Here is a 26791-nt window from a genome sequence, read left to right as displayed (position 1 = left end):
CCCGGATCAGGCGAGTGCCCTGGCCTCGATGCCGGCGATCCGCAGGAAATTGGCGAGCATCGCATGGCCGTGCTCGGTGGCGATGCTCTCGGGATGGAACTGGACGCCGTGGATCGGCAGTTCGCGGTGGCGCACGCCCATCACCGAAGCGTCCGACGCGGTCGCGTTGACGACGAGATCGTCGGGAATGTCGGTGACGATCAGCGAGTGATAGCGCGTCGCGGTGAAGGGCGAGGGCAGGCCTTCGAACAGGCCGGTGCCGTCATGCTCGACCGGGCTGGTCTTGCCGTGCATCAGTCCGCCGCGGATCACCTTCCCGCCGAAATGCTGGCCGATCGACTGGTGGCCTAGGCACACGCCGAGCAGCGGCTTGCGCAGATCGGCGCAGGCGGCGACCAGATCGAGGCTGATCCCCGCTTCGTTGGGGGTGCACGGGCCCGGCGAGATCAGGAAGGCCTGCGCGTTGCTCGCCACGGCGTCGCGCGCGGTGAGCGCATCGTTGCGCACAACCTGCACTTCGGCACCCAGCTCCATCAGATAATGGACCAGGTTCCAGGTGAAGCTGTCATAATTGTCGATGACCAGGATCATGTGCCCGCGTTAGGGCGTTTGGTGCCGCTCGACAATTGCCTTGGCGGCGCCACAGTGCGCGGGCAAAGCGGCAAGCGCAGAGGGTCCCGTACCCGCAGGAGTTTGAATGATCAGTCGCACCCTCATTGCCGCCATGCTGCTCGCCAGCCCCGCGATCGCGCAGGACAAGCAAAAGGCAGACGGGCCGCCGAAGCGCATCCGATCGGTGCTGCTCTACAATGACGAGCAATGCCCCAAGTCGGCCGATCCCGAAGAGATCGTGGTCTGCGCCAATGCCGGCGATTCGCCCTATCGCATCCCCAAACAGTTTCGGAACCAGCCCGACGAGAGCGCCGGTGCCCAGGCCTGGACCAATCGCGTCGAGACCGTCGAGCAGGTCAATCGCGCCGGGCTGCCCAACAGCTGCTCGCCGGTCGGCTCGGGCGGCCAGACCGGGTGCACGCGCCAGATGCTCCAGCAATGGGCGCAGGACCGCGTCAACCGCAAGGCCAAGGAAGCGCAGATTCCCTGATTTCGGCCGGGGAGCCTACTGTCCGAAACCGGCTTCGCCCGCCCGCGCGACTGCCTCGCGCGCGGCGGCGAAGAGCGCGCCCGACTTGGCCTCGCATTCGCGCTGTTCATATTCGGGGTTCGAATCCGCGACGATGCCGGCGCCGGCCTGGACGTGCATCACGCCATCCTTGACCAGCGCGGTGCGCAGCACGATGCAGCTGTCCATCGACCCGTCGGGCGAGAAATAGCCGACGCCGCCGGCATAGGGGCCGCGCGTCTCGGGCTCAAGCTCGGCGATGACCTGGCATGCCCGCACCTTGGGCGCGCCGCTGACCGTACCCGCCGGGAACCCCGCAAACAGCGCATCGAGGGCGTCGGCATCGGGACGCAGCGTGCCGACGACGTTCGACACGATGTGCATCACATGGCTGTAGAATTCGACCGTATAGCTGTCGGTCACGCGCACGCTGCCGGCCTCGGCGGCGCGGCCGACATCGTTGCGGCCGAGATCGAGCAGCATGAGATGCTCGGCGCGCTCCTTGGGATCGGCGAGCAGGCTGGTGCGGTTGGCCTCGTCCTCCGCCGCGGTCTTGCCGCGCGGGCGCGTCCCGGCGATCGGCCGGATGGTGATCTCGCCGTCGCGTGCGCGCACCAGGATCTCGGGGCTGGAGCCGGTGAGTGCGAACCCCGGCAAGTCGAGGTGATAGAGGAAAGGGGAAGGGTTCACCCGGCGCAGCGCGCGATAAAGCTCGAACGGCGGCAGCGTGAACGGCGCGGTAAAGCGCTGCGCGAGCACGACCTGGAAGATATCGCCGGCGGCGATATAGTCCTTCGCCGCCGCGACCATCTCGCCATAGCGACCCGGCGCCAGCACGGGGGTAGCCTCGACCGCCATCGGGTCGGCGCGGACCGGGGCAGGCAGCGGCGCCGTGGCAAGCCGCGCGGCAGTGGCGTCGATCCGCTCGGCGGCCTCGTCGATCAGCGTCTCGGGCGTCCGCGCATCGTCGGGCCAGACAGGCGCGACGAGGAACAGCGTATCGGCCAGCCGGTCGAAGACGAGCAACACGGTGGGGCGCACGAACATCATGTCGGGCACATCCACCGGGCTTTGCGGCGGGCGCGGCAGCTTCTCGACCAGCCCGATCGTCTCATAGCTGAAATAGCCGACCAGACACGCCAGCGCGCGCGGCAGCGCCGCGGGCACCTCCATCCGGCAAGCCGCGACGAGGTTGCGCAGCGCCCCGAGAGTCGGCTCGGGGCAGGGCGCGAAGGCGGCGCGGTCGGCGAGCCAGCGCGGATTGATCGCAGCGTCGTTGCCGGTGGCGCGAAACACCAGGTCGGGAGCGAGGCCGATCAGGCTGTGGCGCCCGCGCACCGATCCGCCCTCGACCGATTCGAGCAGGAAGTCGCCGCGCCCGGGCTCAATCAGCTTGAGCGCCGCGGCCACCGGCGTTTCGGTGTCCGCGACTTGGCGGCGCCACAGCAGCGCCGGCCGCCCCGCGGCCAGCGCCGCGCGGGCGGCTTCGGCGCCGTCGAGCATCAGCGGCCCGAAGTGCCGGTGCGCGACAGTTCGGCGCGGAGCCGCGCGATCGCCTTTTCGTCGCGCGTAACCTTGACTGCGTTGCGCACCGAATTGACGAACTGGCGCGCATATTCGGGGCCGACCTGCGGCGCTATATCGCCGCGGACGCGGGTGATCGCGGCTTGGTCGCCCGCTGCGCTATGTTCTTCGACATTCGCCAGATAGACGACGTAGAAGCCCTCGCGGTTCGCGCCCGGCACGATCTTGGCCTTTTTCGGCGCCATGCTGAACGCCATCTGGATAGCGGGCGCCATCTGCTTGCCGAGGATGTCCTGGCGCTTGAAGTCGAACGGCTTGGGGGGCGGGCCCTTGGTGACGCCGGCCTCGGCAAGCGCCTGCTGCATCGGCACGCCCTTTTCGAGCTTGGCGAGCATCGCCGTTGCGGCGGCGCGCGCCTTGGCCAGCGCCTTGTCGACCAGATAGTCCTTCACCACCTGCGCCCGAATCTGCGCGAGCGGGCGCGGCGCGGCGGCCACGGTACGCTCGAGCGTCACCAGCGCGAAGCTGCCGTCCTGCGCGGTGGGGATCACCTGCGGCTCGTCGCCGGCATTCTCGAAGGCGAAGCCGGCGCGCATGATCGGCACGATCAGCGGATCGGGCTTGTACGCCGCATCGTCGGGGTTGGTGCCTGCGCTGGTCAGCGCCGGCGTGCGCTCCGGGGCCAGCTTGCCGTCGCGCACGGCCTCGTCGAAGGTCTTGCCGTCGCCCACACCGTCTTCGATCGACTGGCGCAGCGTGGCGATCGCCTCGGCCGTCTTGCTCTGGAGCAGCTGGTCGCGAAGCTCTCCCTGCGCCTGTTCGAGCGATTTGGCGGCGATCTTCTCGACCTTTTCGACCTTGAGCACGTGCCAGCCGAGCGGCGAGCGGACCGGCCCGAGAACGGCGCCTTCGGCCGCGGCGAAGGCGGCATCGGCGATCGCAGGCGCGGTCTGGCGTGCGAGATCGGGCTTTTCGAGGCTGTTGAAGCTGCTCGGCTCAAGACCGGCAGCCTTGGCGGCGTCGGCGATCGACTTGCCGCCCTTCACTTCGCCGGCGATGCGCGTGGCAGTCGCCTGGTCGAGCACGACAAGCTGCTGGACGCTGCGCTTCTCGGCAGCGGCATAGCGCGCGCCGGCCTTCTTATAGGCCTGGGCGATCTCGGCGTCGGTCACGGTCTGCTGCGCGCGGATGCCGTCGGGCTTGACCAGTGCATAGCGGACAATCCGGCGCTCGGGCACGAGGTAGCGCGCACGCTGCGCAGTGTAGAAGGCCGTCAGCGTCTTGTCGTCGGGATCGGGGCCCGGGTCCATGCCGATTGTCGGAACGAGGCCGACGATGCCGGTGCGGCGCTCGAGCAGCAGGGAGGCATAGGGAAGCAGCACACCGTTGGGCATCGTGCCGTTCAGCGCCGCGCGATTGACCAGCCAGTTCGAATAGCGATCGTCGGTCAGGCTCTCGCGGAAGGCAATTGGGGAAATGCGGTTCTGGCTGAGCAGGTCCTCGAACGTTTTCTGGCTGAACTTGCCGTCGAGTCCGAGGAACGAAGGATTGCTGGCGATCTCGCCATCGACGAGCTTCTTGCTGACCTGCATGCCCGAATCCTTGGCGAATTCGACCAGCGCCGCGCTGTTGATCATCTCGTCGACCGCGAGTTCCAGCCCGCCCTGCGCAAGGAACTGCTCGATCGTGACGTTCTGCCCGTCGCGCTGCGCGTTGCGGATGAAACGGTCGATCCGGTCGCGGATCTCAGCGCTGGTGATCTTGCGATCGCCCACCTTGGCGATCACTTCCCCGGCGCCGCCGCTGCCGCTCGAGCGGATCCCGGTGATGTCGCCCGCGGCGAACGCCAGCGCGATCACGGCAAGGAACACGAACACCGCGATGAGGCCGTAGCGCGACTTGGTGAAGCGGCGGAAGAAACTGAGCATGAAGGGCCGTTCGAAAGAGGAATTTGGCGTGCTTTAGGGCGGTGTCGGGCCGCCATCAAGCTTGTGCGGCGCGCGGGCGGCGTTATCGCAGATGCGAAGCAAGAGGGAGATGCGCATGCGCCGCAAGCTGGTCGCCGGCAATTGGAAGATGTTCGGCCTCAAGACCGACCTCGGTGAGATCGAAAAGATCGCGGCGGCGGCTGCTGCGAATCCGCAAGTCGATGTCGCGCTGTGCGTGCCCTTCACGCTGATCGCGCCGGCGGTGGCCGTGGCGGCGGGGTTGCCGATCGGGGCGCAGGATCTGCACGAGGCTGACAAGGGACCGCATACCGGCTGCATCTCGGGTGCGATGCTCGCCGAACTGGGCGCGACGCTGACGATCGTCGGCCATTCGGAGCGCCGCGCCGATCAGCACGAGACGAGCCACGATGCCTGGGCAAAGGCCGCGGCAGCGCGTCGCCACGGGCTGAAAGTGATCCTGTGCTGCGGCGAGACCGAGGCCGAGCACAACGCCGGGCGTGCCGAGCGCATCGTCCAGTCGCAGATCGAGAAGTCGCTGCCCGATCTCGCCGGGCCCGAGTGGCTGACGCTTGCCTATGAGCCGCGCTGGGCGATCGGCACCGGCAAGACCCCGTCGCTCGAGGATATCGCGGCGATGCACGCGATCGGCCGCGCCAAGCTGCGCACGATGGTGGGCGATGCCGCCGACGGCATCCGCATCCTCTATGGTGGATCGGTGACCGGCACGAATGCCGAGGCGATCCTGGCGACCGACAATGTCGATGGAGCGCTGGTCGGTGGTGCGAGCCTTACTGCCGAGAAGTTCGTCCCGATTATCGAGGCGGCTGCGCGGGTTTCGCGCTGAGGCCGCCCAGCGTCGCCCAAGCGATGAGGCCCGAGGCGACGGCAAAGCCGCAGCCGACCAGCACGGCGGCGTGAAAGGCGGCGATCAGCCCGGCACCGGCAGCGGCGATAACCGCGCCGGCGATGGCAGTGGCGATCAGTCCGCCGGTGCGGGCGATGGCGCTGTTGAAGCCCGACGCCGTGCCGCTATGCGTATCGTCGACCGAGGCGAGCACGGCGGTGGTCAGCGGCGCCGCGACGCAGGACATGCCCAGCGCGATCAGCAGGATGCCGGGGAACACCGTGCTCCAATAGGGCGCGCCTTCGGCCACCAGCACCAGCGCGGCGAAGCCCGCGGCGACGATCAGCGGGCCGATCGACAGCGGCAGCCGGGGGCCGACACGGACGGTGAGTGGTCCCATCACCCGCGAGGCAAGCCCCATGCCCAGCGGCATCGGCAGCAGCGCCAGCCCGGCCTGGAGCGCCGAATAGCCGCCGCCCTCGATCAGCACATAGGGTAGCAGCAGGAGCAGTCCGCCGAGCGCGCCATAGAGCGCGAAGGTCAGTAGCGTGAGCCCGGCAAAGGCGCGCGAGCCGAACATCGCGAAGGGCATCATCGCCCGGTCGCCGCGATGATGCTCGATTGCGAGGAACAGCGCGATCAACGCGAGGCCCGCGCCGAGGCCGGTTGCCGAGGCGGCGTCGAATGCACGGTGGCTCGACCACAAAGTCAGCCCCCAGGTGAGTGCGCCGAGCGCCAGCGTCGCGGCGATCGCGCCGGGCCAGTCGAGCGGCAACGCGCCGTCGGCGCTCTCGCGGACGTAGCGCCAGGCGACGAAGATCGCAGCGAGCCCCAGCGGCAGATTGACGAAGAAGATGGCGCGCCAGCCGATCGCATCGACCAGCCAGCCGCCCAGCGGTGGGCCCACCGCGCCCGCAATTGCGCTCGCCGCGGCCCAGGTGCCGATCGCGCGGCCGCGTTCCTCGCCGGTGAACGCGTTGCTCAAGGTCGCGAGGCTGTTGGGCAGCAGGATCGCCGCGCCGATTCCCTGCACCGCGCGCGCGGCCAGGAGAAGGTTGAGGTCCGAGGCGACCGCGCAAGCCAGCGAGGCAACGACGAACAAGCCGATGCCGCCGATCAGCAGCTTGCGCCGGCCATAATGGTCGCCGGCCGCGCCGCCCATGAGCAACAGCGCCGAGAGTGGGAGCAGATAGGCGTTGATCGTCCATTGCAGCTCGGCCGGCGTCGCGTGGAGGTCCTGCCCAATCGCCGGCAGCGCGACATTGGTCACCGATCCGTCGATGAACGCGAGGCTCGACGCCAGGATGCAGGCGGTGAGGGTGAGCTTGGGATGCCTGGCCTGCATCGCCACGCGATAGCAGACCCGTTGCGCCGCGGGGAAGGGCCTGGAGATGCAGGCATTGCGGAATTGGCTGGCATGTCGTGACCCAAGAGCGGCGGGGTGCTGGTCGGTTTGCTTGCCTTGCTGAAGATAACGCGTTCGTGCCAACGGTTTAAGGAAGGCTCGACGATCCTTGGGTTGACCCCATAGGCCAGCTGACACTGGTCTCAAAGGCTCGCGCGAACCTTAGCAAATCTCCGCCAAATCGTCGGGCTGGGCCGTGCGCCTTCCTATAAGTGAATATGCTGCGGCGAGCGCTCCCGGCCGTTTCTTCCCAGATCGAACAGGACCGTGAGATCCTGGTCGAGCAGTTCCGCGCGCTGCGCGAACAGATACCGCTGATGTATGTGCTGATGTTCGCCGATGCGCTGTTCGTGAGCTTTGCCTCTTACGGCACCGTAGCGCCGCTGTGGAGCGTCGGCGTGCCGGTATTGCTCGGCATACTCTCGGCAGCGCGCGCCTGGGTCTGGGTCCGTCAGCGTGGCGAGGTTCCACCGCCCGATTCGATCAAGCGGCAGCTTTTCGCCACGATGATCGTTGCGGCGGGTTTAAGCCTGTTGTTCGGCGGCTGGGGGCTCGGCCTCTATATCGAGGCAGATCTCGTCCGCCGCGCCTGCATCGCGCTTTATATCTTCATCGGTGCGATCAGCTGCTGCTATTGCCTCCAGTCGCTGCCCCGCGCGGGGCATCTGGTGCTGGTGTGCGGCGCGGCGCCGGTAACAATCTGCCTGTTCTTCGCCGACGACTGGTTCCTGCGTGGGCTGGGCGTCAACATCGTCATCGTCGCGATCGTCATCCTGCGCATGTTGCGCGCCAACTATTCCGGCTTCCTCGAAGTGGTCACCTCACGCTCCGAGATGGCGGCTGAGCAGCGTCGCGCGCAAGGCGCCGAGCGTCGCGCGCACCAGCTCGCCTATCATGACCCGCTGACCGGCCTGCCCAATCGCCGCGCTCTCGCCGAAACGCTCGAGCTCCAGGCCGCTCCCGACGCCAAGGGCCCGCGTTTTGGGCTGCTCATCGTCGATCTCGATCGCTTCAAGTCGATCAACGATGTCTATGGCCATCCTGCCGGCGACCAGTTGCTCCGCGATGTCGCCACGCGGCTCACCGAGATCGTACAGGGCGAGGGCCAGGCCTATCGGCTGGGCGGTGACGAGTTCGCGATCGTGATCGACGGCGATGGCGAGAATGCCCGCCGTGTCGCGCGTACCATCGTCTACGCCGCCAGCCAGCCGTTCACGCAAGACAAGCAGGTCCATCACATCGGCGCCAGCGTCGGCATCTCGCTCTATCCGCAGGACGCCACGGACCTCGAGACGCTGATGCGCCGCGCCGATATCGCGCTCTACAAGGCCAAGCAGGCCGGGCGCAGCCAGCATTGCGCGTTCGAGCCGGTGCTCGACGCCGAGATCCGCCGGCGCGCGGTGATCGAGCGTGACATGCGCACGGCGATCGAAAGCGACGCCTTCGTCCCCGCCTATCAGCCGATCGTCGATCTCGGTACCGGCGTGCTGGCCGGGTTCGAGTTGCTAGCGCGCTGGCCCGGCCCCGATGGCCATGAGACCGGGCCCGATCTGTTCATCCCGATCGCCGAGGAATGCGGGCTGATCAACGAGCTGATGTTGCGATTGACTCGCCGGGCGTGCCTTGAGACGCGCGACTGGGGCGTGCCGATCGCGATCAACGTCTCGCCGACCCAGCTCAAGGATCCGTGGTTCAGCCAGAAGCTGCTCCAGGTCCTTACCCAGACCGGCTTCCCTCCGCAGCGGCTTACCGTCGAGATCACCGAGAACGCCCTGATCGTCGATGCCGAAAGCGCCAAGCAGGCGATCGCCTCGCTGAAGAATCAGGGCATCCAACTATCGCTCGATGATTTCGGCACTGGCTATTCGTCGCTCCAGCACCTTCGCATGCTGCCGTTCGACAAGCTCAAGATCGATCGCTCCTTCGTCACGGCGATGGAGCGCGATCCCGAAGCGCTGCGGCTGGTCCGCGCGATGATCGGGCTCGCCGCGACGCTCGACATGCCGGTGGTCGCCGAAGGGATCGAGTTTGATTCGACCGCCCGCGCACTCGCCCGCCTGGGCTGCCGATACGGGCAGGGCTTTTATTTCGGCCACCCCGCCGCGCGCGAATTCATCGAGCAGAGCTGGGCTCCGCGCGAGCGTAAGCCCGCCTAGGGCGGGCCCCCGATCGTCAGCCCGCGTAGCGATCCTTCAATAGCTTCCATGTGGCGCGCACCGCCACCGCCTCCGCGCCCTTGGGTCGGCCCGGCTTGTGGCTGCCGTTCCAGCAGAAGATGTCGAAATGCGCCCATTGCGCCTTTTCGGGGACGAACTCCTTGAGGAACAGCGCTGCGGTGATCGCCCCACCAAACGGCGCTTCGGCGGCGTTCAGCATGTCGGCGACGTCGGACTTGAGCATGTCCTTGTACGGATCGTAGAGCGGCATCCGCCACATCGGATCGGCTTCGCTTTCCGCGGCGGTCATGAAATCCGCCGCGAGTGTGTCGTCGTTCGAGAACAGGCCCTGCAAATCCGCACCCAGCGCGACGCGCGCCGCGCCGGTGAGCGTCGCATAGTTTAGCACCAGCTCGGGATTGCTTTCCGCTGCCTTGGTCAGCGCGTCGGCGAGGACCAGCCGGCCCTCGGCATCGGTGTTGCTGTTCTCGACGGTGATTCCCTTGCGCGAGAGCATCACATCACCCGGGCGCGTCGCCTCGCCCGAGATCGAATTCTCGACTGCGGGGACGAGCAGATGCAGCCGGATCGGCAGCCGGTTGAGCATCACCAGTTCGGCCAGCGCAAGCGCGGTCGCGGCGCCGCCCATGTCCTTCTTCATCAGCCGCATGCCCGCTGCCGACTTGATGTCGAGACCGCCCGAATCGAAGCACACGCCCTTGCCGATGATCGCGACGCGCGGATGCTCGGGATTACCCCATTCGATTTCGATCAGCCGCGGCTCGCGGCCCTCGCCGGCTGCCTTGCCGACTGCCCAGATCAGGCCATAGCCCTTGGCGAGCTCGGATCCCTTGACCACGCTGAAGCTGCCGCCATGTGCCTTGGCGAGCTCCGAGGCCGCAGCTTCGAGATCGGCAGGACCCATGTCGTTGGCGCCGGTATTGATCCGGTCGCGCAGCTTGACGGTCACGCCGGCGAGGCGGATGGCCTCTTCCATCTTCACCGGATCGCCGGTGAGCAGGGTGCGCGGACCTTGCGCCTTGTCATCCTTCTTCTTGTAGCGAGCGAACTTGTACTGGGCGACGAGCCAGCCATAGAGCGCCTTGCCGGGCTCGACGCCCTCGACGCGGTAGGCGCCTTCGGGCAGCGTTTCGGCAAGCTTGGCAAGGCACCAGGGCGTCAGCTTGTCGACATTGGCGACGATGGTGACCACCGACCATTCCTCGGGATTGTCGCCAGGCAGGATCGCGCTCGAATAGCCCACCGGCGCGAGCTTCTGCGCGGCGGCAGCAGTGCGGTGGCGCGGCGGCTGTGCTGCGAGCCAGGCGTCATAGCCCTTCGCGTCGATGAGGTGGATGGTCCGTGCGGCTTGGCCGCGGTCGGGCTGAACGAGCGTGGTGAGATCGAGCATGGAGGGTGATCTAGGGGCGGGAAGCCTCGAGGGAAACCCCCGAGAGCAACATGAAATTTCGTTCATGTTGGAACCGTGCGTTCGGACCGCTGGTTGGCGAAGCGTTACGAAATGTTGCCCGGCCGGTTCCAAGCGGCCGGGCGAGCGCGTTCGCGCCGGGAGACCAAGATGACAGACGACCGCACCTACAGCGACGGGCCGGTGCCCTATATCGAACCGGTTCCGGAGAGGGAGCGCGTCGCCGTGCGAAAGCGCAGCATCGCCGCGATGATCGTCGGCGGCGTGATTGCGCTGATCGGGTTGGTCCTCGCGATCGGTGGCGCCTGGCTCGCGGTGCTTGGCGGGTCGCTTTATTATCTCGTCGTCGGCGCGCTGATGATCTGGTCGGGCCTGCTGCTCATCCGCGGCAATCCGCTAGGCGGCTGGATCTATCTCGGCATCGTCGTGGCCAGCATATTGTGGGCCTGGTGGGAGGTTGGCGCCAACGCCTGGGCGCAGGTGCCGCGCGTAATCGCGCCGGTGGTGCTGCTCCTCGCGGTCATCCTGGTGCTGCCCACGCTGGTTCGCTCGCGCGACCGCTGGCGCGGCGCCGGAATCGGCGTGGCGCTCACCCTCGTGCTGACCGTAGTCAATTTCTGGGCCGCCGCAGCCGGCGCGCCCAATCCGATCCTCGCCGCGCTCCCTGCCGCCAATGCGCCTGGCATGGCCGACACGTCGGGCCAGCAGGTCGGCGCCGATTGGCCGGTCTATGGCGGCAGCGGCAGCGCGCGGCGCTATTCGGCGCTCGCCCAGATCAATCCCGACAATGTCGGCAAGCTCAAGCGCGTGTGGGACATCGGCACGGGCGACCTCCCGTCCTCGGCGCAGATCCGCAACACCTATGGCGCCGAGAACACGCCGATCAAGATCGGCGATACGCTGTATCTGTGCACGCCCAAGAACATCATGCTCGCGCTCGATCCGGCGACGGGCAAGGAAAAGTGGCGCTACGATCCCAAGGTGCCGGACAGCGCGATCCCCTATACGGCAGCCTGCCGGGGTGTCGTCGATTATGCCGTACCCGGCATGGCGGCCGACCAACCCTGCGCCACCCGGATCATCGAAGGCACGCTCGATGCGCGGTTGATCGCCGTCGATGCCCGCTCGGGCCGTCTCTGCGCTGATTTCGGCAAGAACGGCCAGACCGACATCAAGACCGGCATGGGCAATGTTCCCGACGGTTTCGTCTCGATCAATTCGCCGCCGACTCTGGTGCGCGGTGTCCTCGTCGTCGGGCATCAGGTGCTCGACGGACAGGATCGCTGGGCGCCTTCGGGCGTGATCGAAGGCATCGATGCGCGTACCGGTCAGTTGCGCTGGGCTTGGGACATGATGCATCCGAGCTGGAACGGTGCGCCGCCCGCAGGCCAGGAATGGGCCCGGGGCACGCCAAACATGTGGACGATGAGCTCGGGCGACGAGCAGCTCGGTCTTGTCTACCTGCCGATGGGCAACGCCGCCGCCGATTATTATTCGTCGCTGCGCCGCCCGGAAGAAAACCAGTACGCGACTTCGCTGGTCGCGCTCGACGTCACCACCGGCAAGCCCAAATGGCGCTTCCAGGCTGTGCGAAACGACGTGTGGGACTATGATTTCGGCGCGCAGGCGACCCTGGTCGATTACAAGGGGACGCCTGCGCTGATCCTGCCCTCGAAGCAGGGGGACATCTATGTCCTCGATCGGGCCACCGGCCGTCCGCTGACGCCGGTGGGCGAGATCAAGGCGCCTACCGGTGGCGTCGAGCCCCAGCAGCGCGCGGCCACCCAGCCGGTGTCGCTGTGGCACACGCTGCGTAAGCCCGAGCTGACCGAGCGGGACATGTGGGGCATGTCGCCGATCGACCAGATGGTCTGCCGCATCCAGTTCCGCCGGGCGAGCTACAAGGGCTTCTTCACCCCGCCCGAAAGCGATCGCCGTTCGATCGAATATCCCGGCTATAATGGCGGCACCGATTGGGGCGGCATCGCGGTCGATCCGACGCGCGGCGTGATCGTCGCCAACTATAACGACATGCCCAACTATGTCCGGCTGGTGCCGCGTGCAGAGGCCGACAAGAAGGGCTGGGCGCCGCGCGACCAGGCCCGCGGCAAGATCGGAGGCGCCGAGGGCGCGGGCGATCCCCAGGCACACACGCCCTATGCGATCGACGTCAATGCCGGCTGGCGACTGCCGTTCACGGGCATGCTGTGCAAGCAGCCGCCCTATGGCGGAATCCGCGCGATCGACATGGCGACCGGCAAGACGATCTGGGACCGCGCCTTTGGCGAGGCACGCACCAACGGACCGTTCGGCATCCCCTCGATGCTGCCGATCACCATTGGCACGCCCAATAATGGCGGCGCGGTGGTAACCGCGGGCGGGCTGGTGTTCATCGCGGCGGCGACCGACAACCTGATCCGCGCGATTGACCTGCGCACCGGCAAGACGGTGTGGAAGGACGTGCTGCCCGGTGGTGGCCAGGCGACGCCGATGACCTATGAGATCGGCGGCAAACAATTTGTCGTGCTCTATGCCGGCGGCCATCACTTCATGCAGACGCCGGTTAGCGACCGGGTGGTGGCCTATGCGCTCCCGTGAATCGCAAAGCCGGCGGCTATGAGCGCCGCCGGCTCCGCGCCTGCGAGCGCGAGCACCGCGGCATATGGATTGCCTGGCAGTCTCTGTGCCGCGGCAAAGGCGGGTTCGGTTTTGAGACCGTCCCGCCGCAGCTGCATCACTGCCGCGTGGAAAGGCGCGCCGCCGACCGCGAGCAGCCTGCGCTCGACGACGAAATGCCGCCAGCCTTGCTGTTGGGCCACCGGGATCTGCTGGGCGAAGATCTCGAAGTCCCAACCGAGCGCCTTGAAGGTTGCAATTACGGCGCTTCCCTCGCGCCAGCGCCGTAGCGCAAAACCGGCCTCGGCTTCGAACGCCGTCTGAACTTCGACGGCGAACGCTTCGAGATCGGGGGCGTAGCAGAGGATGTCGATGTCGCTCTCCGGCAGATCGAGCGCGAGCGGCGGCGTGCCCGCGACATGCGGATCGAAGGCGGCGAGGCGGGCGAGGACACCGCTCTGCGCGATTGCAGCGCGATAGTCCGCGCGCGTCACGCCGGATGCGCCTTCACATAGTCGATAAAGGCGCGCAGCGGGGCGGGGACCAGCCGGCGGCCGGGATAGTATAGGAACGGCCCGGAGAAGCTCTCCCACCATTCCTCCAGCACCGGCACCAGTGCGCCGCTGGCGAAGTGCGGGCGCAGCCAGTCCTCGAACAGGCTGACGATGCCGGTGCCCGCCACTGCCGCATCGACCAGCAGGTCGACTGCGCTGCCGATCCCGACGATCAGCGGCCCATTGGGCTCGACGATGACGCTCTCGCCATCGCGGACGAACTCCCAGGCGAAGACGCGGCCATTGCCGAAGCGTCCGCGTAGGCAGGCATGGGCGAGCAGGTCGCGCGGATGCTCGGGCATCCCCCGCTGCGCGAGATAGGCCGCGGATGCGCCGGTGGCGAAGCGCTGAACGCGCGGCCCGATCGGCACTGCGATCATATCCTGCTCCAGCCGCTCCTCATAGCGGATGCCGGCGTCGCAGCCCGAGGCGAGCACATCGACCAACGTATCCTCGGCGACGATCTCGAGCTGGATCTCGGGGTAGGCGGCGAGAAATCCGGGGATGATCGACGGCAAGACCAGCCGGGCGGCACCGACCGGCACATTGAGCTTGAGCGTCCCCGCCGGCTTGTCGCGGAAGATGTTGACCACGTCGAGTGCCGCCTCGACTTCGCCCAGCGCCGGGCCGAGCCGCTCGATCAGCCGCGCGCCTGCCTCGGTCGGGGCGACGCTGCGCGTCGTGCGGTTGAGTAGTCGTACACCGAGCCGCGCCTCCAGCCGCCGCACCGCCTCGCTCAGCCCCGAGGCGCTTGCCCCGCCCGCGCGCGCCGCATCGCGAAATCCGCCCGCCCGCGCTACCGCGAGAAACGCATTCAAATCGCCAAGATCAACATTCATTGTTCGAAATTCCGCACAGCCTGTGCCGACTGTGCCGGATTATCGCGCGACGCTGCAAGCCTTAGCTCTGTGCCTCGAACAAGGAGAAGCACGATGTCCACGACCTACACTCTCGGCAACCGCACCGTGAACCGCGTCGGTTATGGCGCGATGCAGCTCGCCGGCCCCGGCGTGTTTGGCCCGCCCAAGGATCGCAACCAGGCGATCGCCGTCCTGCGCGAAGCGGTGGAAAGCGGAGTCAACCACATCGACACCAGCGACTTCTACGGCCCGCACATTACCAATCAGATCATCCGCGAGGCGTTGCACCCCTATGCCGACGATCTCGTCCTCGTCACCAAGGTCGGCGCGCGCCGCGACGCCGAGGGCGCCTGGCTTCCCGCTTCCAGCCCCGACGAGCTCGAATCCGCGGTACACGACAATCTCCGCAATCTGGGACTGGACGCGATCGAAGTCGTCAACCTGCGCGTGATGGGCGATGTCCACGCTCCCAGCGAAGGTACGATCGCGCCGCAGTTCGAGCGGCTGGCCCGACTGCGCGACCAGGGCCTGATCCGCCATCTCGGTCTCAGCAACGCGACCGCGACCCAAATCGCGGAAGCGCGAGGCATAGCCCCGGTGGTCTGCGTGCAGAACCAGTATAATCTCGCGCACCGCGGCGACGATGCGCTGGTCGACAGCCTTGCCGAGGCGGGTATCGCCTACGTCCCGTTCTTCCCGCTCGGCGGCTTCTCGCCGATCCAGTCGGGCACGCTCGACGAAGTCGCAAAGGCTCTGGGCGCGACACCGATGCAGGTCGCCCTCGCCTGGCTGCTCCAGCGTTCGCCCAACATCCTGCTGATCCCGGGCACTTCGTCGCTGGGGCATCTGCGCGAGAACCTCGCCGCGCGCGATCTGGCTCTGCCGCAAGACGTCGTTGCGAAGCTCGATGCGATCGCCGGGTGATCAGCCGATCGGCTTCACCCCGGGCGCGCACAGCGCCAGCGCATGATCGATCATCCACACCAGCCGGTCGCGCGCGCCTGCCAGCGCGGCCGGCTCCAGCCCGCGGTCCTGCGTCTCGAAGTTCAGGTACCGCAGTCCGTGGAGGATGGCATAGTTGGACAGCGACCCGTCGCTGATCAGCACCCGTTCCTGGACGACGTTGAAATCCGCCCCCACCATCGCGTCGCGGCAGAAGGCGTCGCTCGGGCTCTTGCCGGCGCGATAGGTGGCGAAGGCGACGCTGTCGTCATCGTCGAACGGCCAGGCGTGGGCCTGCGACGGACTGGGGGTCAGCACATCGTCGCAGAAGCGGATCGAGATGATCCCGTCGCCCTTGGGATCGCCCTGGTTGCAATGCGAGTCGGTGGGGTCGAAGCCCGGCGCATTGGTGTGCAGGGCAATGATCGGCGCGTTGCCCGAAGCGAGCATGTGCGCCGCATAGCCGGGCAGGGCGGAGTCGAAATTGCGGTTGGGATCAACCGGCTTGCCATAGTCGACCGCGTGGTTGAGCCGCACGCCATCTTCGCCCGGTGCAGCGCCTGAGTCCACTGCGATCAGCGTGCCGCCATAGGTGCGCAGCGACACCAAAGCCGCCTCGAACCCGGCATTCTCGTTATCGTGCGGCACGAACCATAAAGGCCCCTTGGGGTGCGCCTTGTTGTCGATCCGCCAGAAGCGCCAATGCCCGCGCTCCTCGGTGAATTCGGCGCGGCGCACCGTCAGCCCGCGCCACTCGGCGGGATCGCGGTGCCGCGCGAAATCATCATCCTGGACGGTGAGCGGATCGACCCTGGTAACCGTCGCGCGGTCCTCGCTGCTGCCCGACAGCGCGAACGCAGCGGCGGTGAGGAGCAGCGCGCGCACGGCTCAGCCCCGCGGCTGGATCAGGAACTGCTCGAACTTCCCGTCGGCGCCCGCCTCGGCATAGGTGATCGCGACCAGCCGTTGGTCCTTATACTGGATCTCGTAGTTCCGGTTGACGAAGCCGCCGCGCGGCCGCGGCTTACCGAGCGCGGTGAAACGCACCGGTTCTCCCAGCGGGGCAAGGCTGTCCTTGTAGTCGGCGGTCGCCTGGGTGGTGAAATAGTAATTAGCATCCTCGGTCAGCAGATTGCGATCGAGCGTGCCACTGCGCAGCTGGTCGAACACGCGCCTGGCCAACGCGTCGCGCTGCTGGTCGAGATTGGCCACCGGCTGTCCCGGCGTGACCGGAAAGAACAGGTTGGTGACATTGTCGGCAATCGCTCCCTGCGCGCCGCCGAAATCGGCATTGACCAGCGCGACCACGGCGAAGCGCTTGTTGGGCATCACGAAATTGTCCGAAAGAAAGCCCACCGCCTCGCCGCCATGCTCGACGGTCTTTGCCCCGTCGCGATTGCCCAGCGACACGCCAAGCCCGTAATGCGTCGCGCCGCCGTCGGCGAGTTTGACCTCGGTCTCCTGCACCGCCCAGTCGTCAGGGCTTAGGATTTTCCGCTCGATCTGCGCAATGTCCCATTTGGCGAGGTCGCTCGCCGACATCGCGAGTTCGCCGGCCGCCCAGAGCCAGCCATGCGCCGCCGGCTTGGCGGGCCGCACCGGGCCCAGCGCATAGCGATGGGTGCCCTGCGGATAGCCCTTGCCGACGGCATAGTCCTGATCCATCGCCGCCATGCCCAGCGGCTTGAAGATCTTGGCCTGGAGATAGTCGAGCAGCGTCGTGCCCGACGCCTTTTCGATGATCATCCCGGCGACGACATAGCCCGTGTTCGAATATTGCCACGCGGTGCCCGGCGCGAAATCGAGCGGCTTCTTCGCCCACCGGTCCAGGATGCCCTGCGGCGTGACGGGCTTCTCCATCGCCGCGAAATCATAGTCCTGCGGCCAATAATCCTGGAGCCCGGCGGTGTGGCTGAGCAGCTGGCGGATGGTGATCTTGTCCGCATCGGTAACGTCGGGCACCCATTTGCTCACCTTGTCGTCGAGGCTCAGCTTGCCCTCATTCTCCAGCAGCAGGATCGCCGCGGCGGTGAACTGCTTCGAAATCGACGCGATCTGGTATTTGGCGTCGGCGCGCGGGCCCTTGGCGATGCCGGGGCCCTGGTCGCCATAGGCCTTGGCAAACACGATCTTGCCGTCGCGCACGATCGCGACCGACGCCGAGGGCACGCCCGATCCCTTGAGCGCATCCGCGACGATGGCATCGATCTTGGCGGCCTCGGCCGAGGTGAGCTGCTGCGCGGCAGCAGGGGTGGCGACGAGAAGAAGCGCGGCGAGGGTAGGGCGGAACATCGGGCCTCCAGGCAGGGGAAGCCGAAGCTTAGGCCAGCGCCTCGTCGCCGTCATCCTTCCGTTTGGCGCTAGGGGCTTTCCCGCTGGGCATAGGCTTTCGGTCCGCCTGCCCGTTGAACAGGAAATAGAGCGCGGGCACGCGCCGGATCGCCTCATAGACCAGCACGCACCCCGCCAACGTCAATGCCGAGACGAGCAGCCAGGCAAGCGTCGGCGGCACGCCGGTGCCGCGCAGCAGACCGGTGAACAGGAAGATGAAGGCGAGGTGGACGATATAGATAATCAGCGCGCTCGCGACGAAATAGTCGACCAGCGGGCTCGGTCGATCGAGGAACCGGCGGGCGACCGCGATCAGCGCCCAGCTGCCGACCAGCCCGTTGATCGGGCCGAGCAACATCGCCGCGCCCAGCCCGAAATCGTCCCGGTGGATCAGCAGCGCCGACAAGCCCAGCCATGCCACCGCCAGCGCCACGCCCCAGCCCGAGTAGCGTGTCACCGAAGCGAGCAGCCCGGGAACCGCGGCGATCAGCGCGCCAATTCCGAACAACGGCAGGAAGCGCAGGAAGGTACCCAGGTCGTAGGCCGCGATCGGATTGATCCGCGTCACCAGCGCGGTCACCAGCAGGTTCACCGCCAGCTTCCATACCAGCAGCGCCGCGACGATCGCGGTCAGCAACTGCCAGCCGCCGATCCGCCAGCGCAGCCGCGAGACCAAGGGCCAGGCAAGCGCCAGGATCGCGCAGTACAGGAACAGGTCGCGCAGGAACCAGCTATGCGCCACCCATAGCCGGAGATCGTCGCGCATGCGGACCAGCCCGCCCAGCGCGCCGCCATTCTCGAACATGCCCAGGATCATCGCCTGTAGCGGCAGCACGATCACCAGCATCGCGAGGAAGGGGATGACCAGCCGCCGCGCGCGATCGCTCAGCCACGCGCGGAGCCCGCGCTTGCGCACGATCAGCGTCGCGAAATAGCCCGCGACGAGGAAGAAGGCGTGCATCCGGAAGGCATGGCTGAACCCACCGGCGAGCTCGGCAAGTCGGCTGTAGGTCTCCGAATGGATGAACCAGGCGCGCGACGAATAGGGCTGCGCCGCGTGATAGGGAATGCCGAGCAACAGCAGCACCGCGCGCGCCACGTCGAGATAATGCAGGCGCTCGACCACCGGCGATGCGGGATACTCGATCGTGGCCGATTCTGGCATCTTGGCTCCTGGACTTCAGAAGCCCTGCTTGTCCGCTGCTGCACTGCAGCGCAACGGCGATTGCCGGGGCGCGCGGCGTCAGTTGCTCATTAATGGCACGCCGTAAAGGTCATGCTCGTCGGCATCCTCGATCTCGACCATGACGATATCCCCCTGCTGGAGATGCGCCGCGTCGCGAAGAAAGACTTCGCCGTCGATCTCGGGCGCGTCGGCCTGGCTACGGCCCGTCGCGCCTTCGTCGCCGACTTCGTCGATGATCACTTCCAGCGTGCGGCCGATCTTGGCCTGGAGCTTGGCCGCGCTGATCGCGGCGGTCTTTTCCATGATCCGGGCGTAGCGCTCTTCCTTGATCTCCTCGGGCACTGCACCGGGCAGGTCGTTGGCGGCCGCACCCTCGACCGGCTCGAAGCGGAACGCGCCGACTCGGTCGAGCTGTGCCTCGTCGAGCCAGTCGAGCAGATACTGGAAATCCTCCTCGGTCTCACCGGGGAAGCCTACGACGAAGGTCGATCGGATCGTGATGTCGGGTGCGATAGCCCGCCAGTTGCGCAGCCGCTCGAGCACCTTGGCGTCGTTCGCCGGGCGCTTCATCGTGCGCAGCACCGACGGACTCGCATGCTGGAACGGGATGTCGAGATAGGGGAGGATCAGCCCCTCCGCCATCAGCGGGATGACCTGATCGACATGGGGGTAGGGATAGACATAGTGGAGCCGCACCCAGGGCGCGATCTTGCCGAGTTCGCGCGCGAGGTCGGTCATGTGGGGGACGACTTGCTCGCCCTTCCACATCCGCGGTTCCTTGCGGATGTCGATCCCATAGGCCGAAGTGTCCTGGCTGATCACCAGGAGTTCCTTGGTGCCGGCTTCCACCAGCTTTTCGGCTTCGCGCAGGATCGCATCGGGGCGGCGCGAGACGAGATCGCCGCGCAGCGCCGGGATGATGCAGAAGGCGCAGCGATGGTTGCAGCCCTCGGAGATCTTCAGATAGCTGTAGTGCCGCGGCGTCAGCTTGAGCCCGGCATCGGGCACCAGGTTGACGAACGGCGAGGGCGGCATCGGCGCCGCTTCGTGCACCGCGCCGACGACTTCCTCATATTGGTGTGCGCCGGTGACGGCGAGCACATTGGGGAAGCGCGCGCGAATGACCTCGGCTTCCTTGCCCATGCAGCCGGTGACGATCACCCGGCCATTCTCGGCGATCGCCTCGCCGATCGCTTCGAGCGATTCTTCCTTGGCGCTGTCGAGAAAGCCGCAGGTGTTGACCAGCACGACGTCGGCACCCGAATAGTCGGGCGACATCGCATAGCCGTCGCTGCGCAGCTTGGTGAGGATCCGCTCGCTGTCGACGAGGTTCTTCGGACAGCCGAGCGAAACCATCCCCACCTTGGGGGCTTCAGGAAGTTTGGTTGCCATGATTGCCGCGGCACATAGGGATTTCTGGCGAAATTGCTAGCTCAAGCCGAGACCGGCGCCCGGAACAGGAAGAACGCCCCTGCCGCGATCAGCGCGAAGCCGATCAGATGGTTCGGCGTGATCTTCTGCCCGAGATAGAGCACCGAGAAGACCGCGAACACGCTCAGCGTGATCACTTCCTGCATCCCCTTGAGCTGGGCGGCCGAATAGACGCTGCTCCCCCAACGATTGGCCGGGACTGCCAGGCAATATTCGAGGAACGCGATGCCCCAGCTCGCGACGATCACGATCGCCAGTGGGGCCGCCTTGTATTTGAGATGGCCATACCAGGCGAAGGTCATGAAGACGTTCGAGGCGATCAGCAGGGCGACGGGCGTGATATAGGGCATGCACTGCTCCTACCCGATCCTCCCCGCCACGGGGAGGGGGACCGCCCGCAGGCGGTGGAGGGGGCGGGAGGCAGGGGGGGCGCTCGCGGATGGCCCTCTCCACCATCGCTGCGCGCGGCCAACTCCGCGCGCCGGCAGGATCTTAAGCCGTGACGATCTCGACGATCTGGTCGCCGGCTTGCAGCCTGGCCGCCTCGGGCGCCTTGTGGCCGTAATGCGCGCCGCCGCGATAGATGCGCACCCCCAGGCCCGACTGGATCGCCGCCAGCGGCTTGCCGATCTCCTCGGGAAGCACCAGCCGCTCGGCCAGCTCGACTTCGCCGTGGATCGAGGCGAGGTCGGTCAGATAGTCGGCGAGATGCGGCCCGTTGCACGAACTGGCGAGCAGCAGGCCGGCGACGCTCACCGGATTGACGACCGTCGTCGCGCCCGCCGCGCGCGCGGGGAATTCATTGTCTTCGTTGCGCACGATGACGCTGATCGGCATTTCGGGCGCCAAATGGCGCGCGGTAAGCGTAATCAGGATCGAGGTGTCGTCGCGTCCGGCGCAGACGATCATCAACTCGGCATTGCCGATGCGCACGTCGTTCAGCGTCTGGTCGCGCGTCGCATCGGCCTGGAGGACGATGCAGCCGCATGCCTTGGCACGGCTCAGAGCATCCTCATTGGGATCGATCACCACGATCCGGCCGGCATCGGCGCCGCGCGCAATCAATTCGTCGACCGTTTCCGATCCGGTGCTGCCATATCCCGCCACGATGATGTGACCCGCCAGGGCCCGCTGGATTACGCCCATGCGCCATTTGTCCCAGGTTCGCTGAAGTACGAAATTATAGGCGGTGCCGAGGAAGAGCAGCACCACGAACACGCGGATCGGGGTGACCACGAATGCATCGAACATCCGCGCCGAATTGCTCACCGGGACGATGTCGCCATAGCCGGTGGTGGTCACCGAGATCGACGTGAAATACAGGATGTCGAGCAGGCTGACATGCCCATCGGCCGTGTCCTTCAGCCCGTCGCGCTCGATCCAGTGGACGCCCACCGCGAGCGCCAGGAGCGCGAGCACCGCAACCACACGCCAGCCGATCGAAACCCAGACGGGTAGTGTCGACTTACGCTTGAGCGTCGCAGGCGGCTTGAGCGCCATCAGCGGGCAGGCAGCCTCGCCAGCGGATCGACGGGGGTGCGGCCCTGGCGCAGCTCGAAATGGAGTTCCGGCCGGTCGGCAAAGCCCGAATTGCCGCTGAGTGCGATCATCTGGCCCTTCTTCACCGATTGGCCCCGCTGGACAAGCAATTGCCCGGCATGGCCATAGACGCTGGTCCAGCCATTGCCGTGCTTGACGATCACCAGACCGCCCAGCGCCGGCACGTCGCTGCCGACATAGGCGACGACGCCGTCGGCTGCGGCGAGCACCGGGGTGTCGAGCGGCGCGGCGATCTTGATGCCGTCATTGCGCTCGCCGCTCTTGCCCGGGCCGAAACGCTTCACGATGCTGCCCCGGAGTGGCCATTGGAACTGACCGGCAAGGCGAGCCGGGGCGCTGACCGCCGCCGTTGCCGGCAGCACCCGCGCGGAGGAGGCGGTCGGCCTGGCCGGCTTGGCCTTGGCGGCGATCGCAGGCTCACCACCGGTAAGGATGTCGTCGATGTCGATGTGGAAGCGCGCGGCACGTTCCTCGATCGTCTCGGCACGCGTGCTCGGCACCAGCAGCCGCTGGCCGGTGCGCAGGATATAGGGCTCGGCCAATGCGTTGGCCGCGACGATCCGCGACCAGTCGACGCTGTACGCCCGCGCGATCGCGATGCCGGTCTCTCCGGCGCGGACCAAATGATAGCGCCCGCCCGGAATGGTCAGTCGCTCGCCAGACCGGATGGTGAAGGGCGCCGGGATATTGTTCTCCCGCGCGATCGCTTCCGATCCGGCGCCGGTCTTCGCCGCGATCGAGCGCAGCGAGTCGCCGGGCTGGACAACATAGGTCGAAGCCGAGACCAGCTTTGCGTCAGCCGTGACCGGTCGCGATTCCCAGGCCGGCGGCGGCGCGGGGAGCGCACGGACTTCCGGTTCGCGCTCGGGTCGCGGATAGCTGGGGGCCGACGTGGGTCGCGGCGCCGGGCGTTCCTGGCGCGGCGCTTGTTGCGGGGCAGGGGCGTCGCTCGCATAGGCAGGGTCGGGCCCTGCACCCGGCGGAATGCACCCCGCCAGCGCGCTGCCCATCAGCAGCACCGCAATCAATTCCCGCAAAGCAGCCCCCATGCCCCTCATCGCGTTAACTATAGACGCGTTTCAGTCCTTCGAGCGAGTCGCGATGCGTGAGGTCGAGATGGAGCGGCGTGACGGTGACATAGCCCTGCTCGATCGCCTCGAGATCGGTATCGGGCAGCGGCACGATCGGCAGCCGGCCCATTGCCAGCCAGTAATAGGGGAAGCCACGCGGATCGACGCGCTTGTCGAGCCCGACCCGGCCATAGTCGCGCAGCCCCTGCGACACCGGCTTGATGCCCTTCACCTCCTCGGCCGCGATCGGCGGGAAGTTGATGTTGACCAGTGTGCGCGGCGCCCAGTCCAGGTCGAGCAGCGGCGACAGCGCCCGCACGCCCCAGGCCTCGGCGGTGTCGAACGGCACCTGGTCGCCCGCGCCGGTCTGGGCATAACGCTGGCTGAGCGCCACCGAGCGGATCCCCGCCAGCGCGCCTTCCATCGCCGCCGAGACAGTGCCGGAATAGCTGACGTCCTCGGCCAGATTGCCGCCGCGATTGACGCCCGACAGGATCAGGTCCGGCTTGGCGTCCTTCATCACCTCGGCGAGCGCGAACATCACGCAATCGGTCGGCGTGCCGCGCACGGCGAAGCGGTTGTCGCCGTGCCGGCGGACGCGGAACGGCTCGGTCAGCGTCAGCGAACGCCCCTTGCCCGATTGCTCCTCGGCGGGCGCCACCACGGTGATGTCATCCGAAAAGGTCCGCGCGATCCGCTCCAGCACGGCAAGACCGCGCGCATGATAGCCATCGTCGTTGGTGAGGAGGATCCTCAACCCCGCGGCTCCAGCCGGTTCAACCCGCCCAGATAAGGTTGCAGTACCTCGGGCACCGCGACCGAGCCGTCTTCCTGCTGGTAATTCTCGACCACCGCGACGAGAGTGCGCCCCACCGCGAGGCCCGAGCCGTTGAGGGTATGGAGGAAGCGCGTGCCCTTCTCGCCCTCGGGGCGATAGCGCGCATTCATCCGCCGCGCCTGGAAATCGGTACAGGTCGAGACGCTGGATATCTCGCGGAAGCGCGCCTGACCGGGCAGCCACACCTCAAGGTCATAGGTCCGTGCGGCGGAGAAGCCCATGTCGCCGCTGCACAGCTTCATCCGGCGGAAGGCGAGGCCCAGCTTGACGAGAATGTCCTCTGCGCAGGCGGTCATCGTCTCATGCTCGGCCTCGGACCGGTCGGGGGTGGTGATCGAGACCATCTCGACCTTTTCGAACTGATGCTGGCGGATATAGCCGCGCGTATCGCGCCCTGCCGAACCCGCTTCGGAACGGAAGCAGGCCGAGAGCGCGGTGAAGCGCAGCGGCAGCATCTCGTGCGGCAGGATTTGCTCGCGCACGCTGTTGGTCAGGCTCACCTCTGAGGTCGGGATCAGCCAGCGCCCGTCGGTGGTCTGGAAACTGTCCTCGGCGAACTTGGGCAGCTGCCCGGTGCCGAACATCGCCTCCTCGCGCACCAGCAGCGGCACCACCGCCTCCTCGAAGCCATGTTCGCGGGTCAGCGTGTCGAGCATGAACTGGCCGAGCGCGCGGTGCAGCCGCGCCGCAGCGCCGCGCACGAAGGTGAAGCGCGAGCCCGAGAGCAGCGCCCCGGTCTCGAAATCGAGCCCCAGTGCAGGGCCGATCGCGTCATGCTCCTTGGTTTCGAAATCGAAGGTCGGGATGGTGCCGATCGCGTGTACCAGCGCATTGTCGTCCTCGTCCTTGCCCCGCGGCACGTCGCCCAGCGGCAGATTGGGGATTGCCGCGAGCAGTGCGTTCAGTTCGGCGTTCGTCGCCTTTTCCTCGGCGTCGATCGCCGGCAGCCGCTCCTTGAGCGCGGCGACTTCGGCCATCAGGTCGGTCGGGTCGTCGCGCCGAGCCTTTGCAGCGCCGATCGCCTTCGAGGCCTCGTTGCGCCGCGCCTGGGCCTCCTGCGCCTCGGTCATCAGCGCACGGCGGCGCTCGTCAATCGCGAGCAACTCGGCCGATCGCGGCGGCAGCCCGCGCTTGGCCAGTCCGGCGTCGAAGGTCTCGGGGTTTTCGCGGATGAAGCGGATGTCGTGCATGGCCGGGCGTATGACTGCGCGCGGAAGCCGGCGCAACCCTGGGCGGCGTCGCCGCGTTGGGGTGTCAGCACCGAGACAAAGGAGATTGAAGATGCAGGTTCCGCACGATGCAGTCGTGGTGGTCGCGGATGGCCGGAAGATGCTGTTTCTCAGGAACGAGGGTGACGCAGCCTATCCGAACCTGCAGGTCGAGAAGAAGGTGGTCGACAAGCACAATCCTTCGCACGGCGAGCAGGCGACCGATCTTGCCGGCGGCGCGTCGAGCACGCGCGGCGGCGGGCAATGGGGCGGCGGCAACATGGCCGAAGTCGATTTCCATCAGCAGGAAGAGGATCGCTTTGCCGCGGACACTGCCGAGCTCCTCAAGAAGCGTGCACTGGCCAACGATTTCGAGTCTCTGATCATCATCGCCCCGCCCAAGACGCTGGGCGAGCTGCGCAAACATTATCACAAGGAAGTGAGCGACCGGCTCAAGGGCGAACTCGCCAAGGACCTGACGGACCATACCGTGCCGCAGATCGAGGAAGCGCTGGCGCGAGCGGAGTAAGGATAGCCGACTGATCGTTCCCCTCCCTGTTCGCAGGGAGGGGCTGGTTAGGTGGGCGTGTTTGCGCGCCCTAAAGTCTCATCCTCCAGCCCGCCAAGTAGCGGGGAACGAGGCATCGAGCCTCGTCGCCACTGACCCGCTCCCTGGCCCATCCCTTGAAGGGAGGAGAAAGTTGAGCGTCAATCTAGCCGGAATTGATGACTGAAGGTTCAGCCCGCGACGCTCGCCGTCTTTTTCGCGAGTCGCTTGCGCGCGACCAATGCCGCGGCAGCGCCGCCGAACAATAGGACCATCGGCGGGGCGGGGACGGGCGAAGGACCACCCGAAGAGGTGCCGCTGCTGGATCCATGACCGCTCGAACCATGATGTCCGCTCGAACCCCAGCCGCTCGACGTGCTCCAGCCGCTCGAGCCCTTGCCGCCAGTCGAGTTCCAGTTGTGGTTGTCCTGATCCTGATCCTGATGCTGATGCTGGTTCTGGTTCTGGTTCTGGTTCTGGTTCTGGTTCTGCGACTGTTCGTTGTTGTTGTTATTGTTGTTCTGATTGTTGTTGTTGTTCTGATTGTTATTATTGTTGTTGTTGTCGATATCGACGTTCGCGCCGCCGGTCGACGACGACGTCGACGACGAACTGGAGCTCGAGGTCGATCCGCTCGAAGTCGACGAGATCTCGATATTGATCCCGCTCGACGAGCCGGTGCTGCTGCTCGAACCCGAGCTGCCGAAGAAACCGCCCGCGAAGAAGCCGCCGACAAAGCCGCCGCCGCCCGAACCGCCGATCACGCCGGGGCTCGATGCCGCCGCGCCGGCTGCCGCGACCGACGATGCCGGGGGCAGGGGAACCGGAGCCCCCTGCGCGGTGACGACCACGACCTGGGGCTGGCCTTGCGTCGTCGTGGTAACAACTCGACGAACCGTGCGCGGGACGACCTTGCGAACGGTCTTCCGGACGACGCGCTTCTTCACGACGACGTGCTGCTGCTTGACGACGCGCGGCTGGGCGCGTTCGGCGACATACATGCCGCTGCCGCCGACAAGGGCGCCGCCACAAGCGCAGGCGCAAAGTTTTGCCAATGCCATGCGAACCGACATGATGGTCTCACTCTTCCATTGCTGGCGTGCGCCCTGATGGCGTTCGCGTTGCTCAATGGAGTCAGAGTGCGAAACAAACGATTAAGCGCAAGGCGATTAACCGCTGTTAACCCTGTTCTTGTGTGTTTTCCGAGTAAGAGGCCGGACA

General features: G+C 66.8%; 23 protein-coding genes. 6 read left to right on the top strand and 17 right to left on the bottom strand.

Annotated features, from left to right (window positions below):
* Window positions 1-6: 6 nt before the first annotated feature.
* Entirely contained in the window at window positions 7-591 is a 585-nt protein-coding gene (locus AB2M62_RS08840) for an anthranilate synthase component II (RefSeq protein WP_404339494.1), read from the bottom strand.
* 106 nt (window positions 592-697) lie between these two features.
* Between AB2M62_RS08840 and AB2M62_RS08835 the strand changes: the two genes are divergently transcribed.
* The gene (locus tag AB2M62_RS08835) at window positions 698-1102 is read left to right on the top strand and encodes a hypothetical protein (RefSeq protein ID WP_404339492.1); all 405 of its coding nucleotides are present in this window, start codon (window positions 698-700) and stop codon (window positions 1100-1102) included.
* A gap of 15 nt (window positions 1103-1117) precedes the next feature.
* On the opposite strand, the gene trpE is transcribed toward AB2M62_RS08835, so the two are convergent.
* Together trpE and AB2M62_RS08825 are read right to left on the bottom strand one after the other, a co-directional pair.
* On the bottom strand, window positions 1118-2623 hold the full coding sequence (gene trpE / locus AB2M62_RS08830) for an anthranilate synthase component I (protein ID WP_404339490.1): 1506 nt from the start codon (window positions 2621-2623) through the stop codon (window positions 1118-1120).
* A complete protein-coding gene (locus tag AB2M62_RS08825) occupies window positions 2623-4572 on the bottom strand; it encodes a SurA N-terminal domain-containing protein (protein WP_404339488.1) in 1950 nt (649 codons plus the stop codon). The genes trpE and AB2M62_RS08825 overlap by 1 nt, the downstream gene beginning before the upstream one ends.
* Before the next feature lie 115 nt (window positions 4573-4687).
* Here AB2M62_RS08825 and tpiA point away from each other — a divergent pair, with 115 nt between their 5' ends.
* Entirely contained in the window at window positions 4688-5437 is a 750-nt protein-coding gene (gene tpiA, locus AB2M62_RS08820) for a triose-phosphate isomerase (RefSeq protein ID WP_404339486.1), read from the top strand.
* On the opposite strand, the gene AB2M62_RS08815 is transcribed toward tpiA, so the two are convergent.
* Window positions 5406-6782 (bottom strand): MFS transporter, encoded by a 1377-nt coding sequence (locus AB2M62_RS08815; RefSeq protein ID WP_404339484.1) that lies wholly within the window; start codon window positions 6780-6782, stop codon window positions 5406-5408. The two genes, tpiA and AB2M62_RS08815, sit on opposite strands and share 32 nt — an antisense overlap.
* A 278-nt stretch (window positions 6783-7060) precedes the next feature.
* Between AB2M62_RS08815 and AB2M62_RS08810 the strand changes: the two genes are divergently transcribed.
* Entirely contained in the window at window positions 7061-8998 is a 1938-nt protein-coding gene (locus tag AB2M62_RS08810; RefSeq protein WP_404339482.1) for a putative bifunctional diguanylate cyclase/phosphodiesterase, read from the top strand.
* A gap of 16 nt (window positions 8999-9014) precedes the next feature.
* On the opposite strand, the gene AB2M62_RS08805 is transcribed toward AB2M62_RS08810, so the two are convergent.
* Window positions 9015-10409, bottom strand: coding sequence for a leucyl aminopeptidase family protein (locus AB2M62_RS08805; RefSeq protein WP_404339480.1), 1395 nt, complete (start codon window positions 10407-10409; stop codon window positions 9015-9017).
* Between the two features lie 267 nt (window positions 10410-10676).
* On the opposite strand from AB2M62_RS08805, the gene AB2M62_RS08800 reads away from it, so the two are divergent.
* Window positions 10677-13025, top strand: a complete 2349-nt coding sequence (locus AB2M62_RS08800) for a membrane-bound PQQ-dependent dehydrogenase, glucose/quinate/shikimate family (protein WP_404339871.1) — start codon at window positions 10677-10679, stop codon at window positions 13023-13025.
* Here the strand turns inward: AB2M62_RS08800 and AB2M62_RS08795 are convergent.
* Window positions 13010-13537 carry a DUF4269 domain-containing protein gene (locus tag AB2M62_RS08795; RefSeq protein WP_404339478.1) on the bottom strand — a complete coding sequence of 176 codons (528 nt, stop codon included), beginning with the start codon at window positions 13535-13537 and terminating at the stop codon, window positions 13010-13012. The two genes, AB2M62_RS08800 and AB2M62_RS08795, sit on opposite strands and share 16 nt — an antisense overlap.
* The gene (locus AB2M62_RS08790; protein WP_404339476.1) at window positions 13534-14436 is read right to left on the bottom strand and encodes a LysR substrate-binding domain-containing protein; all 903 of its coding nucleotides are present in this window, start codon (window positions 14434-14436) and stop codon (window positions 13534-13536) included. The genes AB2M62_RS08795 and AB2M62_RS08790 overlap by 4 nt, the downstream gene beginning before the upstream one ends.
* 93 nt (window positions 14437-14529) lie before the next feature.
* Between AB2M62_RS08790 and AB2M62_RS08785 the strand changes: the two genes are divergently transcribed.
* Window positions 14530-15381 carry an aldo/keto reductase family oxidoreductase gene (locus tag AB2M62_RS08785; protein WP_404339474.1) on the top strand — a complete coding sequence of 284 codons (852 nt, stop codon included), beginning with the start codon at window positions 14530-14532 and terminating at the stop codon, window positions 15379-15381.
* On the opposite strand, the gene AB2M62_RS08780 is transcribed toward AB2M62_RS08785, so the two are convergent.
* The 9 genes from AB2M62_RS08780 to serS form a co-directional block, all read right to left on the bottom strand.
* A complete protein-coding gene (locus AB2M62_RS08780; RefSeq protein WP_404339472.1) occupies window positions 15382-16284 on the bottom strand; it encodes a hypothetical protein in 903 nt (300 codons plus the stop codon). It lies immediately after the preceding gene.
* Between the two features lie 3 nt (window positions 16285-16287).
* Window positions 16288-17691, bottom strand: coding sequence for a serine hydrolase domain-containing protein (locus tag AB2M62_RS08775; RefSeq protein ID WP_404339470.1), 1404 nt, complete (start codon window positions 17689-17691; stop codon window positions 16288-16290).
* Between the two features lie 28 nt (window positions 17692-17719).
* Window positions 17720-18895, bottom strand: coding sequence for an acyltransferase family protein (locus AB2M62_RS08770; RefSeq protein WP_404339468.1), 1176 nt, complete (start codon window positions 18893-18895; stop codon window positions 17720-17722).
* Between the two features lie 78 nt (window positions 18896-18973).
* The gene (gene rimO / locus AB2M62_RS08765) at window positions 18974-20308 is read right to left on the bottom strand and encodes a 30S ribosomal protein S12 methylthiotransferase RimO (protein ID WP_404339466.1); all 1335 of its coding nucleotides are present in this window, start codon (window positions 20306-20308) and stop codon (window positions 18974-18976) included.
* Between the two features lie 41 nt (window positions 20309-20349).
* A complete protein-coding gene (locus tag AB2M62_RS08760) occupies window positions 20350-20697 on the bottom strand; it encodes a DMT family protein (protein ID WP_404339464.1) in 348 nt (115 codons plus the stop codon).
* 142 nt (window positions 20698-20839) lie between these two features.
* Window positions 20840-21847, bottom strand: coding sequence for a potassium channel family protein (locus AB2M62_RS08755; RefSeq protein ID WP_404339460.1), 1008 nt, complete (start codon window positions 21845-21847; stop codon window positions 20840-20842).
* A complete protein-coding gene (locus AB2M62_RS08750; protein WP_404339458.1) occupies window positions 21847-22956 on the bottom strand; it encodes a peptidoglycan DD-metalloendopeptidase family protein in 1110 nt (369 codons plus the stop codon). The genes AB2M62_RS08755 and AB2M62_RS08750 overlap by 1 nt, the downstream gene beginning before the upstream one ends.
* 13 nt (window positions 22957-22969) lie before the next feature.
* The gene (surE, locus tag AB2M62_RS08745; protein WP_404339456.1) at window positions 22970-23734 is read right to left on the bottom strand and encodes a 5'/3'-nucleotidase SurE; all 765 of its coding nucleotides are present in this window, start codon (window positions 23732-23734) and stop codon (window positions 22970-22972) included.
* On the bottom strand, window positions 23731-25005 hold the full coding sequence (serS, locus tag AB2M62_RS08740) for a serine--tRNA ligase (RefSeq protein WP_404339454.1): 1275 nt from the start codon (window positions 25003-25005) through the stop codon (window positions 23731-23733). Before serS ends, surE begins: the two co-directional genes overlap by 4 nt.
* A 91-nt stretch (window positions 25006-25096) precedes the next feature.
* Between serS and AB2M62_RS08735 the strand changes: the two genes are divergently transcribed.
* Window positions 25097-25552, top strand: coding sequence for a host attachment family protein (locus AB2M62_RS08735; RefSeq protein ID WP_404339452.1), 456 nt, complete (start codon window positions 25097-25099; stop codon window positions 25550-25552).
* 209 nt (window positions 25553-25761) lie between these two features.
* Here AB2M62_RS08735 and AB2M62_RS08730 read toward each other — a convergent pair whose 3' ends face one another.
* Window positions 25762-26571 (bottom strand): hypothetical protein, encoded by an 810-nt coding sequence (locus tag AB2M62_RS08730; protein WP_404339450.1) that lies wholly within the window; start codon window positions 26569-26571, stop codon window positions 25762-25764.
* Window positions 26572-26791 lie beyond the last annotated feature (220 nt).

The sequence above is a fragment of the Sphingomonas sp. MMS12-HWE2-04 genome, from assembly GCF_044881185.1.
GTDB lineage: Bacteria > Pseudomonadota > Alphaproteobacteria > Sphingomonadales > Sphingomonadaceae > Sphingomonas.
This window is presented reverse-complemented; position numbering and strand designations above follow the sequence as displayed.